Origin of the sequence: Mycobacterium colombiense (assembly GCF_003284975.1) — a bacterium.
Classification (GTDB): Bacteria; Actinomycetota; Actinomycetes; order Mycobacteriales; family Mycobacteriaceae; genus Mycobacterium; species Mycobacterium europaeum_A.
In genome coordinates this window covers 31,836-48,712 of record NZ_QMEU01000030.1, presented here as the reverse complement: position 1 = coordinate 48,712, position 16,877 = coordinate 31,836, and the positions used below count along the sequence as shown (strand labels likewise).

Annotated in this window: 17 protein-coding genes and 1 pseudogene; 9 read left to right on the top strand and 9 right to left on the bottom strand. The window is 68.8% G+C overall.

What is annotated here, in order from left to right; translation table 11 throughout:
* Positions 1-107: 107 nt before the first annotated feature.
* The gene (gene upp, locus DQP58_RS12795) at positions 108-842 is read right to left on the bottom strand and encodes a uracil phosphoribosyltransferase (protein ID WP_112708738.1); all 735 of its coding nucleotides are present in this window, start codon (positions 840-842) and stop codon (positions 108-110) included.
* 121 nt (positions 843-963) lie between these two features.
* On the opposite strand from upp, the gene DQP58_RS12790 reads away from it, so the two are divergent.
* From DQP58_RS12790 to DQP58_RS12780, 3 genes are read left to right on the top strand one after another with little or no spacing between them, the layout of a single operon-like run.
* A complete protein-coding gene (locus DQP58_RS12790; protein WP_430915980.1) occupies positions 964-1,824 on the top strand; it encodes an alkaline phosphatase family protein in 861 nt (286 codons plus the stop codon).
* A gap of 25 nt (positions 1,825-1,849) precedes the next feature.
* The gene (gene satS, locus DQP58_RS12785; protein ID WP_112708736.1) at positions 1,850-3,151 is read left to right on the top strand and encodes a protein export chaperone SatS; all 1,302 of its coding nucleotides are present in this window, start codon (positions 1,850-1,852) and stop codon (positions 3,149-3,151) included.
* Between the two features lie 44 nt (positions 3,152-3,195).
* Entirely contained in the window at positions 3,196-4,179 is a 984-nt protein-coding gene (locus DQP58_RS12780; RefSeq protein ID WP_112708735.1) for a VWA domain-containing protein, read from the top strand.
* A gap of 1 nt (position 4,180) precedes the next feature.
* Here the strand turns inward: DQP58_RS12780 and DQP58_RS12775 are convergent, their stop codons facing one another.
* Together DQP58_RS12775 and DQP58_RS12770 are read right to left on the bottom strand one after the other, a co-directional pair.
* Entirely contained in the window at positions 4,181-5,188 is a 1,008-nt protein-coding gene (locus DQP58_RS12775) for a VWA domain-containing protein (protein WP_112708734.1), read from the bottom strand.
* Positions 5,189-5,242: 54 nt separating this feature from the next.
* Positions 5,243-6,265, bottom strand: a complete 1,023-nt coding sequence (locus tag DQP58_RS12770) for a cupin (RefSeq protein ID WP_112708733.1) — start codon at positions 6,263-6,265, stop codon at positions 5,243-5,245.
* A 144-nt stretch (positions 6,266-6,409) separates the two neighbouring features.
* Between DQP58_RS12770 and DQP58_RS12765 the strand changes: the two genes are divergently transcribed.
* Positions 6,410-7,108, top strand: coding sequence for a GntR family transcriptional regulator (locus DQP58_RS12765; protein WP_112708732.1), 699 nt, complete (start codon positions 6,410-6,412; stop codon positions 7,106-7,108).
* On the opposite strand, the gene DQP58_RS12760 is transcribed toward DQP58_RS12765, so the two are convergent.
* The 4 genes from DQP58_RS12760 to DQP58_RS12745 are packed head-to-tail and all read right to left on the bottom strand — an operon-like array spanning position 7,105 to position 11,073.
* On the bottom strand, positions 7,105-8,193 hold the full coding sequence (locus DQP58_RS12760) for an adenosine deaminase (RefSeq protein WP_112708731.1): 1,089 nt from the start codon (positions 8,191-8,193) through the stop codon (positions 7,105-7,107). The two genes, DQP58_RS12765 and DQP58_RS12760, sit on opposite strands and share 4 nt — an antisense overlap.
* Entirely contained in the window at positions 8,190-9,476 is a 1,287-nt protein-coding gene (locus DQP58_RS12755) for a thymidine phosphorylase (protein ID WP_112708743.1), read from the bottom strand. Before DQP58_RS12755 ends, DQP58_RS12760 begins: the two co-directional genes overlap by 4 nt.
* Positions 9,477-9,488: 12 nt before the next feature.
* Positions 9,489-10,619 (bottom strand): alpha/beta hydrolase family protein, encoded by a 1,131-nt coding sequence (locus tag DQP58_RS12750; protein ID WP_133259367.1) that lies wholly within the window; start codon positions 10,617-10,619, stop codon positions 9,489-9,491.
* A 49-nt stretch (positions 10,620-10,668) separates the two neighbouring features.
* Entirely contained in the window at positions 10,669-11,073 is a 405-nt protein-coding gene (locus DQP58_RS12745; RefSeq protein WP_067138533.1) for a cytidine deaminase, read from the bottom strand.
* Between the two features lie 257 nt (positions 11,074-11,330).
* Between DQP58_RS12745 and sdhC the strand changes: the two genes are divergently transcribed.
* The 4 genes from sdhC to DQP58_RS12725 are packed head-to-tail and all read left to right on the top strand — an operon-like array spanning position 11,331 to position 14,737.
* A complete protein-coding gene (gene sdhC / locus DQP58_RS12740; RefSeq protein ID WP_240629792.1) occupies positions 11,331-11,669 on the top strand; it encodes a succinate dehydrogenase, cytochrome b556 subunit in 339 nt (112 codons plus the stop codon).
* Entirely contained in the window at positions 11,666-12,148 is a 483-nt protein-coding gene (locus DQP58_RS12735) for a succinate dehydrogenase hydrophobic membrane anchor subunit (protein ID WP_112708728.1), read from the top strand. Before sdhC ends, DQP58_RS12735 begins: the two co-directional genes overlap by 4 nt.
* Before the next feature lie 4 nt (positions 12,149-12,152).
* Complete coding sequence (gene sdhA, locus DQP58_RS12730) at positions 12,153-13,925, top strand: succinate dehydrogenase flavoprotein subunit (RefSeq protein WP_112708727.1); 1,773 nt, start codon at positions 12,153-12,155, stop codon at positions 13,923-13,925.
* Entirely contained in the window at positions 13,925-14,737 is an 813-nt protein-coding gene (locus DQP58_RS12725) for a succinate dehydrogenase iron-sulfur subunit (RefSeq protein WP_112708726.1), read from the top strand. The genes sdhA and DQP58_RS12725 overlap by 1 nt, the downstream gene beginning before the upstream one ends.
* 5 nt (positions 14,738-14,742) lie before the next feature.
* Here the strand turns inward: DQP58_RS12725 and DQP58_RS12720 are convergent, their stop codons facing one another.
* On the bottom strand, positions 14,743-15,216 hold the full coding sequence (locus DQP58_RS12720; RefSeq protein WP_240629790.1) for a hypothetical protein: 474 nt from the start codon (positions 15,214-15,216) through the stop codon (positions 14,743-14,745).
* 120 nt (positions 15,217-15,336) lie between these two features.
* Here DQP58_RS12720 and DQP58_RS12715 point away from each other — a divergent pair.
* A pseudogene (locus DQP58_RS12715) lies at positions 15,337-15,978 on the top strand (carboxymuconolactone decarboxylase family protein); the annotation flags it as partial.
* Here the strand turns inward: DQP58_RS12715 and DQP58_RS12710 are convergent.
* A complete protein-coding gene (locus DQP58_RS12710) occupies positions 15,941-16,876 on the bottom strand; it encodes a sigma-70 family RNA polymerase sigma factor (RefSeq protein WP_112708724.1) in 936 nt (311 codons plus the stop codon). The pseudogene DQP58_RS12715 and the gene DQP58_RS12710 overlap by 38 nt on opposite strands.
* Position 16,877 lies beyond the last annotated feature (1 nt).

Below are 16,877 nucleotides of genomic sequence, written 5' to 3'. Positions count from 1 at the left end.
GTACCCCGCGCAGCTCACCGACATCACCGACGCGCTGATCTTCACCGCCGGCGGCGACGGCGCGTCGATCAGGCTGGTGGTGCGCCCGTCGGGGACCGAGCCGAAACTCAAGTGCTACTTGGAGATTCGCTGCGCGGTTGACGACGACCTGAGCGCTTCGCGGCGGCGCGCCCGCGCCCTGCGCGAGCGGCTGGTCGCTGCGGTGCAGAGCTGGTGAACAGGTGGGGCCCGAATTGGCGGTCACCGGCATCGCCGAGGCCGGGCACGATATAGGCCGACTTGTTCAGCCCCTTGTCGACCGCGGCGGTGAACACCCGGGCGTCCGGCGCCGCTTCCCGCACCGCCGCAAGGCCTTCCGGGGCGGCCACCACGCAGAGCACGGTGAGATCCGTTGCGCCGCGGCGCTGCAACAGGCCGATGGTGTGCGCCATCGACCCGCCGGTGGCCAGCATCGGATCCAGGATGATCACCGGCCTGGTCGCAAGCTTGTCGGGCAGCGCCTCGAGATAGGGCACCGGCAGGTGGGTTTGCTCGTCGCGGGCGACCCCGACGAATCCCACCTCGGCCTCCGGTATCACCGCGTGCGCGGCGTCGACCATGCCCAGCCCGGCCCTCAGCACCGGCACCAGCAGCGGCGGCTTGACCAACCGCGTCCCGACGGTCGACGCCACCGGGGTCCGGATCCGCACCGACTTTCGCGGCGCGTCCCGGCTGGCCTCGTAGACCAGCATCAGCGTCAGCTCTCCCAGCGCGGCGCGGAAACCGGCGGCATCGGTGCGTTCGTCGCGCAGCACCGTCAGCCGGGCGGCGGCCAACGGGTGATCGATGACGCACACTTCCATGGGTCGAGGGTATATAACGATCGCGCAAAGCCCTCCGGACACGCTGCGGCCGTCGCAGGAAAACGCCTGCGCCCGTTCATATACTCCGGGCGTGTTGGGCGAATTTCGAAGTCCGAGAAGGCTGATCGGCCGGGCGTGCCGGGCCCTGCGGCCACTGGCCGCGGTGGCGTTGCTGGCGCTCGCGGCCAGCCCGTTGACCCCACGCATAGGCCTTGCGGCAGCGGCCATTCCGCAACCCGCACACATCGTGATCGTCGTCGAGGAGAATCGCTCCGAGAACGGCATCATCGGCAACAAGTCGGCGCCCTTCATCACCTCGCTGGCCGCGGCCGGCGCCAACATGACCCAGTCGTACGCCGAAACTCACCCCAGCGAACCGAATTATCTGGCGCTGTTCGCCGGTAACACCTTCGGGGTCACCAAGGACCTGTGCCCGGTCAACGGCGGCGCCGCACCCAACCTGGGATCCGAATTGCTCGCCGCGGGCCACACATTCGTCGGTTTCGCCGAAGGCCTGCCCGCGGCCGGCTCGCCGGTGTGCAGCGCGGGCAAGTACGCGCGCAAGCACGTGCCATGGGCCAACTTCACCAACGTGCCCGCGGCGAACTCGCTGCCGTTCTCCGCGTTCCCGATGGGCAACTACGCTAGCCTGCCCACCGTCTCGTTCGTCATCCCCAACAACGACGACAACATGCACGACGGCTCGATCGCGCAGGCCGACTCGTGGCTGAACCGCAACCTGTCCGGGTACGCGAACTGGGCGGCGGCCAACAACAGCCTGCTGATCGTCACGTTCGACGAGGACGATAACGGCAGCCGCAACCAGATCCCGACGGTGTTCTACGGCGCGCACGTGCGGCCCGGGAGCTACAGCGAACAGATCAACCACTACAACGTGCTGTCCACGGTGGAGCAGATGTACGGACTGCCCAAGACCGGGTACGCCGCCAGCGCGGCGCCCATCACCGATATCTGGGGCTAGAGATCAGGTCGCTATTGTGTGCCGCATGGCTGCTGACCTCGTGCCCATCCGCCTGAGCCTGTCCGATGGTGACCGCTACACCGTGTGGGCGCCCCGGTGGCGTGACTCCGGCGACGAGTGGGAGGCGTTCCTGGGCAAGGACGAGGACCTGTTCGCGTTCGCCTCCGTCGCGGACCTGGTTGCCTTCGTGCGTTCGAACGACGACAACGACCTGGCCGACCACCCGTCGTGGAACGAGCTGCGTTCGGCGCACGCGCACACCTTCGAACCCGCCGGGGATCAGCAGTTCGACCTGATCGCCGTCGAGGAGCTGGTGGCGGAGAAGCCCACCGAGGAGTCGGTGGCCGCGCTGGCCGGCACGCTGGCCATCGTGTCGTCCATCGGGTCGGTGTGCGAACTGCCCGCGGTGTCGAAGTTCTTCAACGGCAACCCCATCCTGGGCACCGTGTCCGGCGGCATCGAGCACTTCACCGGCAAGGCCGGCACCAAACGCTGGAACGCGATTGCCGAGGTCATCGGCCGCAGCTGGGACGACGTGCTCGCCGCGATCGACGGCATCGTCACCACCCCCGAGGTGGACGAGAAGCTGTCGGAGAAGGCCGCCGACGAGCTCGCCGAAGAGCGCGAAGAGGTCGAGGCCGACGAGGACACCGACGCCGCCGACGCCGCCGACGAGGGCGTCGAAGAATCCGCGGATCCCGACGACGAGGCCGAGACCGAGGACGACGACGAGGCTACCGAGGAGCGGGCCACCGGCGACACCGCGGTGCTGGGCAGTGACAAGGATTTCTGGCTGCAGGTGGGCATCGACCCGATCCGGATCATGACGAGTTCTGGCACCTTCTACACGCTGCGCTGTTACCTGGACGACCAGCCGATCTTTTTGGGCCGCAACGGGCGCATCAGCGTCTTCACCTCCGAGCGTGCGCTGGCCCGCTACCTGGCCGACGAGCACGACCACGACCTGGCCGACCTGAGCACCTACGACGACATCCGCACCGCGGCGACCGACGGATCGCTGGCGGTGGAGATCACCGAGGACAACATCTACGTGCTCAGCGGGCTGGCCGACGACCTGGCCGACGGGCCGGACGCGGTGGATCGCGAGCAGCTGGAGCTGGCCGTTGAGGTGCTGCGCGACATCGGCGACTACTCCGAGGATTCCGCCGTCGACAAGGCGCTCGAGACCAGCCGGCCGCTGGGCAAGTTGGTGGCGGCCGTGCTCGAGCCCGACTCGGTCACCAAGCCGTCACCGCCGTACGCCGCGGCGGTCCGCGAGTGGGAGAAACTGGAGCAGTTCGTCGATGGACGGCTGCGCCGCGAGTAGTCCCATCGTTTGACGGTTGCGGGCTGGACGGGAAGGTTGGTGACGTGTCGCTTCCCGGTATCGGCCCGCTGCCCCTCTACGGGTTCCAGCGTCCGGGCCTGTTGTTGTTCGGCTTGGTGCCGCTGGCCCTGCTGGCCGTCTACGTTTACGTCGCGGCCCGGCGCCGCCAACGGCTGCACCGCTACACCGACACGCCGGTGCCGCAGTCGCCGTGGCGGCACCTGCCGATCGCCGTGTCGCTGCTGAGCCTGGTGCTGTTGACCATCGCGCTGGCCACCCCCACCCACGACATGCGCATCCCGCGCAATCGCGCCGTCATCATGCTGGTGATCGACATGTCGCAGTCCATGCGGGCGAGCGACGTCGAACCCAACCGGCTCAAGGCCGCCGAACAGGCCGCCTCTCAGTTCGCCGGTCAGCTGACCCCCGGGATCAACCTCGGCCTGGTCGGGTTCGCCGGCACGCCCTACCTGCTGGTGCCGCCGACCCCGCAGCACCAGGCCACCATCGACGCGCTGAAGAAGCTGGATTTCGCCGACAGCACCGCCACCGGCGAGGCCATCTTCACCGCGCTGCACGCGATCAGCGCCACCGCGGTCGCCGGCGGGGACAAGCCGCCGCCGGCGCGCATCGTGCTGCTCTCCGACGGCGGCGAGAACAAGCCTTCCAATCCCAGCGATCCGCACGACGGCGTCTACACGGCGGCGCGGCTGGCCAAGGACGAAGGCGTGCCGATCTCGACGATCTCGTTCGGGACCAAGGGCGGCGAGATCGAGATGGACGGGCAGCACATCGCCGTCCCGGTCTCGACCGACCAGATGAAGATGGTGGCCAAGCTGTCGGGCGGGCAGTCCTACACCGCCACCACCCTGGGCGAGCTGGAAAAGAGCTACAACGCCATCGAGAACGAGATCGGCTACCGCACGGTGCCGGGTCCGGGCAGCTCCGGCTGGCTGCGGCTGGCCGTGCTGACCGCCCTGATCGCGACCGCGCTGGCACTGTTGATCAACCGGCGCCTGCCCAGCTGACTCAGGCGGGCAGCCTGCGGTTCAGCAGGAGCCCGGCCAGGATGGCGCCGGCCAGGACGAACGCGCCGAGCAGCATCCAGGCCATGCTGGCGTCGCCCTTCACGGTTTCGTAGCCGATCTGGCGCTGCAGCGTCGAGTACACGTTCTTCAGCGAGTCCAGGCTGTCTGCGTGGAACGACTGGCCGTCGGTGATCTCGCAGATCTTCTGCAGGGTCTGGTCGTCCACCGGAACCGGGATGGTGGCGCCCTCGTAGTCGACGGTGCCGTACGGGGTGCCGAACGAGATCGTCGAGATCTGCACGCCCTCGGCCTTGGCTGCCCGGGCCGCGGTGAATGCCCCCTGCGGGGCATTGGGGTCCAGCGGCACGTTCTCGGCGCCGTCGGACTCCAGCACGATGCGGGCCGGCGGCGGACCGTCGCCGCCGCCCATCACCGAACCGACCGTCGCGATCGCCTGCAGCGCGGTGAAAATGCCTTCTCCGGTAGCGGTTTTCGGGGCCGGCGCCAAGCTGTCGATTCCCGCCTTCACCGCGCCGCGGTTGGTCGTCGGCGGCACCAGCAGCGTGGCGTTGGCCGCGAACTCCACCAGCCCCAGGTTGATCGCCGGGGTCAGCTGGTCGGCGAATTGCTTGCCGGCCTCCTTGGCCGCGGCCAGACGGTTGGGCGGCACGTCGTTGGACGCCATCGACTCCGAGACGTCTATCACCAGCATCACGACCGCGCGGTTCAGCGGAATCCGGACGTCCGACGTCGGCCCCGCCATCGCGGTGGTCAGCAACACCAGCGCGGCGGCCAGCAGGATGGTCGGCACGTGGCGCCACTTACTTGGCCGCGGCGGCGCGACCCGCTCCAGCACCTCCATGTTGGCGAAGCGCAGCACCCGGCGACGACGGGCGAACTGCTGCACGACGTAAAGGCCGATCACCAGCAGCACGATCAGCAGGACCAGGAAGAACCAGGCGTTCTGGAAGCCCGTGAGCGACACCGGTCCCAGCAGGGGCACCTTCATGTCCAGCCACACTATTCGCCGAACTCCGGCGGTGCATGGGCCGCCGCCGGGGGATCACCCGGCCAGATCGCGGCGCTGGGTGAACTTGATGTCCAGGCTGCGCAGGTGGGTGTGCAGCCCCGCGTCCTGAACGGGAATCAGGTGGGCGGGCTCGTCGGTCTCGTTGTAGTGGGCGTGCCACATGCCCGGCGGGGTGGTGAAGGCGCAACCCGCCCGCCAGTCCACCCGGATGGGATCGACGATGTCGCCGCGGGAGTCGAGGCGGGTGCCCAGCAGCGTGTAGCAGCCGGACGCCGGGGCGTCCAGGATGAGATCCAGCGCGACCGACTGGTGCCGGTGCGGGCGCTGGACCTGGTGGGGCGGCAGCACCCCGAACATGGCCCACAGCACGTGCGTGATGGTCAGCGTCTGCTCCTGATCGGCGTTGGCCAACAGCACGCTCACCCGGCTCTTCTCGTTGGCGCCGGGGCGCGCCGCGATCTCCTGGAGCTTGGCCACCGCGTCGGCGCGGCGGAACTTGGTCGCCTCGAAGCGCGGCTGGGTGGCCTCGGCGCCCAGGTATCGCATCAACGGCTCGTCGTGCACCCAGTACATGGCCGTGTCGGCGGCGGCGTAGAACACCGACCGGCAACCGGCGGGGAGCGTGACGAAGTCACCCTTTTCCCACTCGATCAGCCGGCCGTTGACCGCCGCGAAGCCGCGCCCGTACAGCACGTAGTACAGCTGCGAGGTGGCGTTGGGGCTGGTGTCGATCTGCTCGTTGGCGCGGATGCTGACGAAGTTGGCCAGCAGCGCCGGGCTGGTCGCCGCGCCGGTGCCGATGCCCAGCTCCGGGGACAGGTCCAGCGGGATCACGCCGGTTGCGGCATCGAGGTAGAGCTCGGGATCGAACCGGCGCAGCGGAACCGCCGGGACATGCCCCGACCCGATCGGGTTGGCCGCCTTGGAGTACTCGAAGTACTCGGCCTGGGCGGCCCACTCTTCGAAGCGGCCCTCGAACCCGTACTCGGCCACGTTGATCATCGGCGCCGGGATCGTCGGATCCAGGTTCGGGGTCAATGTCTGCGTCGTGGCCATCTCGGTCTCCTTACCGCTTGGGCATCTCTCGTATCCGAATAGTATTTATCTTGTATCTCAGTGTCAATACGCCCTGGTAAAAGGAGGCTCGTGTACGGTCAGGAGCACACTCGAGATACGACTTAGCTACCAGGGTGGGGCGGTATGGCGGCGAAGGGCCCGCGGCCGGGCACGGCCAAGGATCGCGCGCTGGATCACGTCAAGGCCCAGATTCTCACCGGCGAGTTCGCCGGCGGCGAGCTGATCAGCGAAGGCGACGTCGCGACCGCCCTGGGGATGTCGCGCACCCCGGTGCGCGAGGCTTTCCTGCGGCTCGAGGCCGAGGGGCTGTTGCGGTTGTATCCCCAGCGCGGCGCTTTGGTGGTCCCGGTCTCACCCGGCGAGGTCCGCGCGGTCATGGAGGCCCGGCTGGTGCTCGAGCAGTTCGCGGCGGCCAAGGTGGTGGGACGCGGTCCCGCCGGGTGGGCCGTGGTCTTCGAACGGCAATCCGGCGAGCTGCGACGGCAGGGTGAGGCCGCGGCGGCCGCCGACTGGCGGGAATTCCTGGAGTCCGACCGCGCCTTCCACGCCATCACCCTGGAAGAGTCGGGCAACGCCATCCTGTCCAACTTCTACTCGACGCTGCGCGACCGCCAGATGCGGATGATCGGCGAATCGGCGCTGCGCGAACCCGATCGGGTGGCCACGATCATGGCCGAGCATCGGGGCATCGCCGAGGCCCTGCGTGACGGCGACTTAGCGCGGGCGCTCCGCGCGGTGCAGACCCACCTGGCCAGCACGGTGCGGGCCATGGGGCTGTCGGTCGAGCCGGACCCGTTATGGGCTACCGGACTTGGCGTCTAGCCGATCAGCACGGCATAGCGCGGCTTGATCACCTCGTCGATGATCGCCAGCCGCTCGTCGAACGGGATGAACGCGGATTTCATCGCGTTGATGGTGAACCGCTCGAGGTCACTCCACCCGTAGCCGAAAGCCTCGACCAGCCGGTGCATTTCGCGGCTCATGAAGGTGTCGCTCATCAGCCGGTTGTCGGTGTTCACGGTCACCCGGAAGCGGGTGCGGGCCAGCAGATCGAACGGGTGCTCGGCGATGCTGTTGACGGCACCGGTCTGCACGTTGGAGCTGGGGCACAGCTCCAGCGGAATACGCTTGTCCCGCAAGATGGATGCCTGTTGACCCAGCCGGACCTTTCCGTCGCCCAGCACCTCGATGTCGTCGACGATGCGCACCCCATGGCCCAGCCGGTCCGCGCCGCAGAAGGCGATCGCCTCGTGAATGGACGGCAGGCCGAACGCCTCACCGGCGTGAATGGTGAAGCGCGCATTGTGGTCTCGCATGTACTCGAAAGCATCCAGGTGCCGGGTCGGTGGGTTGCCGGCCTCGGCGCCGGCGATGTCGAACCCGACAACTCCCTTGTCCCGGAACTGGATTGCCAGCTCGGCGATCTCCCGGGACACCGCCGCGTGCCGCATCGCGGTGACCAGCAGGCGCACCACGATCGGGCGTCCGGCCGCGGCGCAGGCCTTCTCGCCGTCGGCGAAGCCGGCCAGCACGGCGTCGACGATCGCATCGAAGGACAGCCCGCGGTCGATGTGCAGTTCGGGCGCGAACCGGATCTCGGCGTACACCACCGAGTCCTCGGCCAGATCCTGCACGCACTCGTAGGCGACCCGGTGCAGCGCCTCGGGCGTCTGCATCACGGCGACGGTGTGCGAGAACGGCTCTAAGTAGCGCTCCAGCGAGCCGCTGTGCGAACGGGTGCGAAACCACGTCGCCAGCTGGTCGACGTCGGTGGCGGGCAGCCCGTCGTAACCGATCTGCCCGGCGATCTCCAGCACGGTCGACGGGCGCAGGCCGCCGTCGAGATGATCGTGCAGCAGGGCTTTGGGGGCCTTCCTGATCTGCTCGAGCCCCAGCGGTGCGGTCATGTCACGATCCGATCGATGATCAGCGGCCGGGAAGCCGGGGCCGTGTCGCCGACGCTCCACCCGCCGGCCAGCGCGGCCAGCGCGGCACCGAAACGCTCCGGGGTGTCGGTGTAGAGGGTGAACAACGGCTCGCCGGCGGTGACCGGCTCGCCGGGCCGGCGGTGGATCCGGATCCCCGCCCCCAGCTGCACCCGCTCGCCCGGTCGGGACCTGCCCGCGCCGAGCCGCCATGCCCCCAGCCCCACTGCCATCGCGTCGATATCGCCCATTGTGCCGCCCCGGTGCGCGGTCACGGTCTCGGCATGCCGACCGAGGGGCAACGGCACCGACAGATCGCCGCCCTGGGCCGCGACGAGCCGGCGGAACCGGTCCATCGCGGTGCCGTCGCGCAGGGCGTCGGCGGGGTCGCGGTCGCCGATCCCGGCCAGCTCCAGCATCTCGGAGGCCAGCCGCAGGGTCAGCTCGACGACGTCGGGCGGCCCGCCCCCGGCCAGCACCTCGAGCGACTCGGCCACCTCGAGGGCGTTGCCGACCGTGGCGCCCAGCGGGCGGTTCATGTCCGTCAGCAGCGCACGGGTGGGCACGCCGTGCGCCGCCCCCAGCTCGACCATGGTGTGCGCCAGCTCGCGGCATTGCCGCTCGGAGTCCAGCAGCGCCCCGGAGCCGACCTTCACGTCGAGCACCAGTCCGCCGGCCCCCTCGGCCAGTTTTTTGCTCATCACCGAGCTGGCGATCAGCGGCAGCGACTCGACCGTGGCGGTGATGTCGCGCAGCGCGTACAGCTTGGCGTCGGCGGGGGCCAGGTCGCCGGCGGCGAAGATGGCCGCGCCGAGGACGCGCAGCTGCTCGCGCACCCGCCGGTTGGACAGCTGGGCGGTGAACCCGGCGATGGATTCCAGCTTGTCCAGGGTGCCGCCGGTGTGGCCGAGCCCGCGGCCCGACGCCTGCGGGACCGCGGCTCCGCAGGCGGCGACGACGGGCACCAGCGGCAGGGTGATCTTGTCCCCCACCCCGCCGGTGGAGTGCTTGTCGACGGTGGCCAGGCCCAGGTCACCGAAATCGAGCGTGTCCCCCGACGCCAGCATCGCCGCCGTCCACCGGGCGGTTTCGTCGCGGTCCATGCCGCGCAGCAGGATCGCCATCAGCAGCGCCGCCATCTGTTCTTCGGCCACCCGGCCGTCGGTGTAGGCGCCGATGACCCAGTCGATGGCGGCGTCGGACAACCGGCCGCCGTCGCGCTTGGTCCGGATCACCGTGGGCGCGTCGAACCCGGGGTCAGTCAAGCGAGTCCCCACTCAGGGTGTCGCCCCGTTCTCTTTGGTGAACGACGCCAGCGCCCCGACGAGCTGGGCGGAGAACGGTAGGGGCTTCGGGTAATTGGCCGGCATCCGGCTGGCGTCCTCTTTGAGGACGTGGTCCACACCGGTCAGGTGGACGTAGTCGGTCTTGGCGCCCGCGGCGGTCAGGCCGGCTACCAGGGCATCGACGTCCTGGCAGGTGATCTGCACATCGGCGTCGCTGCAGGTGACCAGCACCGGCAGGTCGCGCGGCAGCTTGGCGGCCAGTGCCGCCGGGTCGATCGCATCTTCCTGCAACAGGGCGTGCGCATTGGCGGCGTTGATCACCGCCCTCAGCCCCGGCGGTTCGTCGGGCGGGACCTGCCCGGTCGCGCGGAACTCCTGTATCGCGCGATCGATCGCCGCGGTGCTTTCGGCGGCCCGGGCCGCGCTGACCCGTCCGGACCCGACGGCCGCGTCGGCCTGGGCGTGGGCCTGCTCGGACACGTGGTCGAGGATGCGCCGGCTGGCCGGCTCCACCAGGCCCAGGGTCCGCACCGCGGGAGCTGTCCCAGGGGCCGCGGTGGCCAGCATCATCGCGTAGAGGGCGCCCTCGCTGTGGCCGAGCGCCATCAGGTGAGCCCGGTCGATGCCGGATTGGTGGGCCAGGAAGTTCAAGGCGGCGCTCGCCTCGTCCCGGAACACGCCGATATCGAGCTTGGCCGGATCGCTCGCGTAGGGGCCGAGCCCGGTTTGACCGGTGCCGAGCTTGTCGTAGCGCAGGCTGGCGACGCCGTCGTCGGACAGCGCCCGCGCCAGATTCCGCAGCGTGTCGACCTGACCCGGCATAGCGGCCGAGTCGCCGTTGCGATCCGTCGGCCCGCTGCCGGCGATCAGCAGCGCCGCCGGCACGACCCGGCCACGCCCCGCCGGATGCCGGAACGTGCCGTACACCGTCATGTCCGCGACCGGGAAGGAGACGGAGTCCTCCACCCAGGACGACGATGAGGAGGACGACGAGGTCCCCGACGGCGGCTTTGCGGTGGGTGACTGCGACGCGCATCCCGCGGCCGCCATACCCGCGGCGATCAGCACCGCAACAAAAAACCGGGGCAGCGATCCCGTCGGCGGCGCGCTCCCCCGTTGCACACGCATGACGGTAAGCCGACCGGTAACGCTCAGCAAGCGACCGCGTGCATCAGCCACGTCCGCGTGCCAGGTCGTCGGGCCCGAAGGCGTCCGGCAGCAGGTCGCCGAGGCGGCGCGGCCCGCGCGGATGGTCGATCAGCAGCTCGGGGCCGCCGTGTTCGGCCAGCACCTGACGGCACCGCCCGCACGGCATCAGCACCGATCCCCGCCCGTCCACGCACGCCAGCGCCACCAGGCGCCCCCCGCCGCCCGAATGCAGGGCACACACCACCGCACACTCGGCGCAGAGACCAAGGCCATATGAGATGTTCTCCACATTGCAGCCGGTCACCACCCGGCCGTCATCGACCAGCGCGGCCGCCCCGACCCGGAATCGCGAGTACGGTGCGTAGGCACCCTCGGCGGCATCTATCGCCTTGTCCCGCAACATCTTCCAGTCGATCTCAGGCGTCATGAAACCCCACTCACCGATGCCGATTCCGACAGTCACCCTAGCCGCAAAACGGTATTTCGCTCGACGGACATTGTCCCAAGTCACAGCGTGTCCGAGCTAAGCTCAAGTGCCCGGCGTGACCGACGTTGAAGCCGGAAGAAGGCGCAGGACTGGGGTGATACTGGGTGACTACGCAACCGACAACCGCGGATCCGGCGGCTCCGGCTCCCTCGCGCAAACGCAGGCCACCACGCACGCTGTACCGGGGTGACCCCGGCATGTGGTCGTGGGTGCTGCACCGGATCAGCGGCGCGACGATTTTCTTTTTCCTGTTCGTCCACGTCCTGGACGCCGCGATGCTGCGGGTCAGCCCGCAGACCTACAACGCGGTGATCCACGACTACCAGATGCCGGTCGTCGGGCTGATGGAATACGGCCTGGTCGCCGCGGTGCTCTTCCACGGCCTGAACGGGATCCGGGTGATCCTGATCGACTTCTGGTCCGAGGGCCCGCGCTATCAGCGGCTGATGTTCTGGATCGTCGGTGTTGTGTTCCTGCTGCTGATGGTTCCGGCCGGCGTGGTGACGGTCATCCACATGATGGAGCACTTCCGATGAGCGGCCCGGACCTTCAGCTGGGTCTTACAAACCAAAGAGGCGACCTCGCCCCGGTCAAGCAGCGCCTGTACGACCGCCCCGCCAGCCTGGACAACCCGCGCTCCCCGCGGCGGCGGGCCGGCATCCCCAACTTCGAGAAGTTCGCGTGGCTGTTCATGCGGTTCTCCGGGATCGCGCTGTTCGTGCTGGCGATCGGGCACCTGTTCATCATGTTGATGTGGGATAACGGCGTTTACCGCATCGACTTCAACTATGTGGCACAGCGCTGGGCGTCGCCGTTCTGGCAGTTCTGGGACCTGGCGCTGCTGTGGCTGGCGCAGCTGCACGGCGGGAACGGCCTGCGCACCATCATCGACGACTACAGCCGCAAGGACAGCACCCGCTTCTGGCTCAACAGCCTGCTGTTGCTGTCGATGGGGTTCACGTTGGTGCTGGGCACCTACGTGCTGCTGACATTCGACCCGAATATCGGAGGCTGACCCGATGATCCAGCAACACCGGTACGACGTGGTGATCGTCGGCGCGGGTGGTGCCGGCATGCGGGCCGCGGTGGAGGCGGGCCCGCGGGTGCGCACCGCGGTGCTGACCAAGCTCTACCCCACCCGCAGCCACACCGGGGCGGCGCAGGGCGGCATGTGCGCGGCGCTGGCCAACGTTGAAGAGGACAACTGGGAATGGCATACCTTCGACACCGTCAAGGGCGGCGACTACCTCGCCGACCAGGACGCGGTGGAGATCATGTGCAAGGAAGCCATCGACGCCGTGCTCGACCTGGAGAAGATGGGGATGCCGTTCAACCGCACCCCCGAGGGCCGCATCGACCAGCGCCGCTTCGGCGGGCATACCCGCGACCACGGCAAGGCCCCGGTGCGCCGGGCCTGTTACGCCGCCGACCGCACCGGCCACATGATCCTGCAGACGCTGTATCAGAACTGCGTGCGCCACGACGTCCAGTTCTTCAACGAGTTCTATGCGCTGGACCTGGTGCTCACCCAGACGCCGAGCGGCCCGGTGGCCACCGGCGTGGTGGCCTACGAGCTGGCCACCGGCGACATCCACGTCTTCCACGCCAAGGCGGTCGTGCTGGCCACCGGCGGTTCGGGCCGGATGTACAAGACCACCTCCAACGCGCACACGCTGACCGGTGACGGCATCGGCATCGTGTTCCGCAAGGGACTTCCGTTGGAGGACATGGAGTTTCACCAGTTCCATCCGACCGGCCTGGCCGGCCTGGGCATCCTGATCTCCGAGGCGGTGCGCGGCGAGGGTGGCCGGCTGCTCAACGGCGAGGGTGAGCGCTTCATGGAGCGCTACGCCCCGACGATCGTGGACCTGGCACCGCGCGACATCGTGGCCCGCTCCATGGTTTTGGAGGTGCTGGAGGGTCGCGGTGCGGGGCCGCACAAGGATTACGTCTACATCGACGTCCGACACCTCGGTGAGGACGTGCTGGAGGCCAAGCTGCCCGACATCACCGAGTTCGCCCGCACCTACCTGGGTGTGGACCCGGTGCACGAGTTGGTCCCCGTCTACCCGACGTGTCATTACGTGATGGGCGGCATCCCCACCACCGTGACCGGACAGGTGTTGCGGGACAACACTTCTACGGTGCCGGGCCTGTACGCGGCCGGCGAGTGCGCGTGCGTGTCGGTGCACGGCGCCAACCGGCTGGGCACCAATTCACTGCTGGACATCAACGTGTTCGGCCGCCGGGCGGGCATCGCCGCCGCGAATTACGCCCGGGGACACGACTTCGTGGACATGCCGCCGGAACCGGCGGCGATGGTGGTGGGCTGGGTCGGTGACATCCTCTCCGAGCACGGCAACGAGCGCGTCGCCGACATCCGCAACGCGTTGCAGCAGTCGATGGACAACAACGCCGCGGTGTTCCGCACCGAGGAGACGCTCAAGCAGGCGCTCACCGACATCCATGCGCTGAAGGAGCGCTACGCCCGAATCAGCGTGCACGACAAGGGGAAACGGTTTAACAGCGACCTGCTGGAGGCCATCGAGCTGGGCTTCTTGCTGGAGCTGGCCGAGGTCACCGTGGTCGGTGCGCTGAATCGCAAGGAGTCGCGCGGTGGCCACGCCCGCGAGGACTACCCCAACCGCGACGACGTCAACTACATGCGCCACACCATGGCCTACAAGGAAATTGGGGCCGATAAGCAGGGCAGCGATCTGCTGAGCGACATCGCGCTGGACTTCAAGCCGGTGGTGCAGACGCGCTACGAACCCAAGGAACGGAAGTACTGATGGCCGAGAGCGTCGGAGCCGAAGGGGCCGCCGAGGTCGAGACCAGCCTGGAACCGCCGCTGCCGGCGATTCCGGACGGAGCGGTGATGGTGACCGTCAAGATCGCCCGCTTCAATCCCGACCAGCCCGACGCCTACGCGGAAACCGGTGGCTGGCAAAGCTTTCGGGTGCCGTGCCTGCCGAGCGACCGGATGCTCAACCTGCTGATCTACATCAAGAGCTACCTGGACGGCACGCTGACCTTCCGGCGATCCTGCGCGCACGGCGTGTGCGGCTCGGACGCCATGCGGATCAACGGCGTCAACCGGCTGGCGTGCAAGGTGCTGATGCGCGACCTGCTGCCCAAAAAGCCCGGTAAGTCGCTCACCATCACGGTCGAGCCGATCCGTGGGCTGCCGGTGGAGAAGGACCTCGTCGTCGACATGGAGCCGTTCTTCGACGCCTACCGCGCGGTGAAGCCGTACCTGATCACGACCGGCAATCCCCCCACCCGCGAACGCATCCAGAGCCCGACCGACCGCGCCCGCTACGACGACACCACCAAGTGCATCCTGTGCGCGGCGTGCACCACCAGCTGCCCGATCTTCTGGCACGAGGGCAGCTACTACGGCCCTGCGGCGATCGTCAACGCGCACCGGTTCATCTTCGACAGCCGCGACGAGGCCGCCGCCGAGCGCCTGGACATCCTCAACGAGGTCGACGGCGTGTGGCGCTGCCGCACCACGTTCAACTGCACCGAGGCCTGCCCGCGCGGCATCCAGATCACCAAGGCGATCCAAGAGGTCAAGCGCGCGATTATGTTCTCGCGCTAGGCGCCCTAAGGTTTGGATTCGCCGGTACGGGTGCCCGCCACATGCGCCGGCCCGACGCGGTCGTCGTCGCGGTCGGATTCGGGCATCTGCGCAGCGGGCTGTTCGTCCGCCGGGGACTGCGTCGCCCCGCCGGGGGTGTCCTCCGGGCTGACCGAGTCGTAATCGGGGTTCGTCGCCGGTCTCGTGGCGCCGCCGGCGCCTTCCGAGTCACTCGCGGCGGTTTGCTGGCGTCCCTCGTAGGGCGGGATCGCGCTTCCGGTGTCCTGCGGGGGCAATTCGCCGGTGCCGCTGTAGACATCCGAGGCGGTCGGATCGCTCATCGGCGGATTCGCGTCTTCGTCCACGGTGCCCACCGGACGATCTCCCCCACCGGGCTCCGGAGTGTCCGTGCCGGTGTCGCGCGCACCGCTGCCCAGCTCGGGATCGTCGAAATGTTCCAGCCTCGGATCGTCGGACTGTTGATCGTTTTGAGAGGTCATCATCAATCTCCTCACCCTCTCGCTACCCCGACGCGCCGGTTGGCGCGACGGGGGTGAGGTCCGGGTACCCGGACCTATCGGCGGGAAACACCTGCTGACGGCCGGCGCCTCGGGGACCTGTCACACAACCCGTGGCCGCCTCGTCTGATCGGTATGACACAGAAAACCCGCATCGAGCCCCTGCCCCCCAAGCGCACCGGGCTGCTGACCCGGACCATGTACCGGATCGCCAAGCGGCGCTACGGACAGGTTCCCGAGCCCTTCACCGTCACCGCACATCACCGCGGGCTGCTGATCACCGGCGCCCTGCACGAGACCATGCTCGACCGGGCGTCGAAGACGCTTCCGGTCAGCGTGCGCGAACTGGCGGTGTTCTGGACCGCCCGCACGGTCGGCTGCTCGTGGTGCGTCGACTTCGGGTCCATGCTGCAGCGCCTCGACGGCCTGGACATCGCGCGCCTGAAGGACATCGACAACTACGCCACGTCAACGGCATTCAGCGACGACGAGCGCGCGGCCATCGCCTACGCCGACGCGATGACCACCGACCCGCACACCGTCACCGACGAGCAGGTCGCCGATCTGCGAGCCCGCTTCGGCGACACCGGGGTGATCGAGCTGACCTATCAGATCGGGGTGGAGAACATGCGGGCGCGGATGAACACCGCGCTGGGCATCACCGAGCAGGGCTTCAATTCCGGTGACGCGTGCCGCGTTCCGTGGGCTAGCTCGGTCGATCAGCCCGCAACGGGGACCCGGTGAATTTGTCGGGATTGGCGACATCCCATAGGGCGCAGACCTTTCCGTCGCGCACCGTCGCGGCCATGATCCGCGGCATCATCTCGCGGTAGCCGTCGCCGGCGGGGCAGCCGGGCGTGTAACCGCCGAGCTCGCCGTTGACCAGCCCCAGCTGATACAAGCTGAACATCGCCGGGCCGTAGCGCTGGGCCAGGCCGAAGAAGAACCGGGCCACCTTGTCGGCGCCGTGGATGACGTTGATTGCGGTGGGCGCCTTGCCGTTTGCGTCGCCCGTCAGGATCACATCGGGGTGCAGCAGCGCCACCACGGCCTCCAGGTCCCCTGCGGCCATGGCGGCCAGCAATTTGCCGACCACCTCGGCGTGCGCCGGATCGGGCTTGGGCGCGGGCTCGGCCGAGACGGTCTTGCGGGCCCGCGAGGCCAGCTGCCGCGCGGCGGCCTCGTTGGTGCCCAGCACCTGCGCCACCTCCGCGAACGGCACGGCGAACCCGTCGTGCAGCACGAAGGCGACCCGCTGATCGGGTGACAACCGTTCCAGCACGACCATCGCGGCGAACCGCGCGTCCTCGCCGGCCACCACCGCGGACAGCGGATCGGCTTCCGAAGCGGTGGAGCCGAACCCGGTGACCACCGGCTCGGGCAGCCAGTTGCCGGTGTAGGTCTCGCGGCGGTGCGCGGCCGAGCGCAGCCTGTCCAGGCCGAGCCTGCTCACCACCGTGGTCAGCCAGGCCCGCAGGTCGGTGATCTCCGTTGCCCTGTCGGGCTCCTGCCGGTGCCAGCGCAGCCAGGCGTCCTGGACGATGTCCTCGGCGTCGGCCACCGTGCCGGTGAGCCGGTAGGCCACCGCCATGAGATGGGGCCGTAGCGACTCGAACTCGCTGACCTGCTGCGCTGCGGTCATG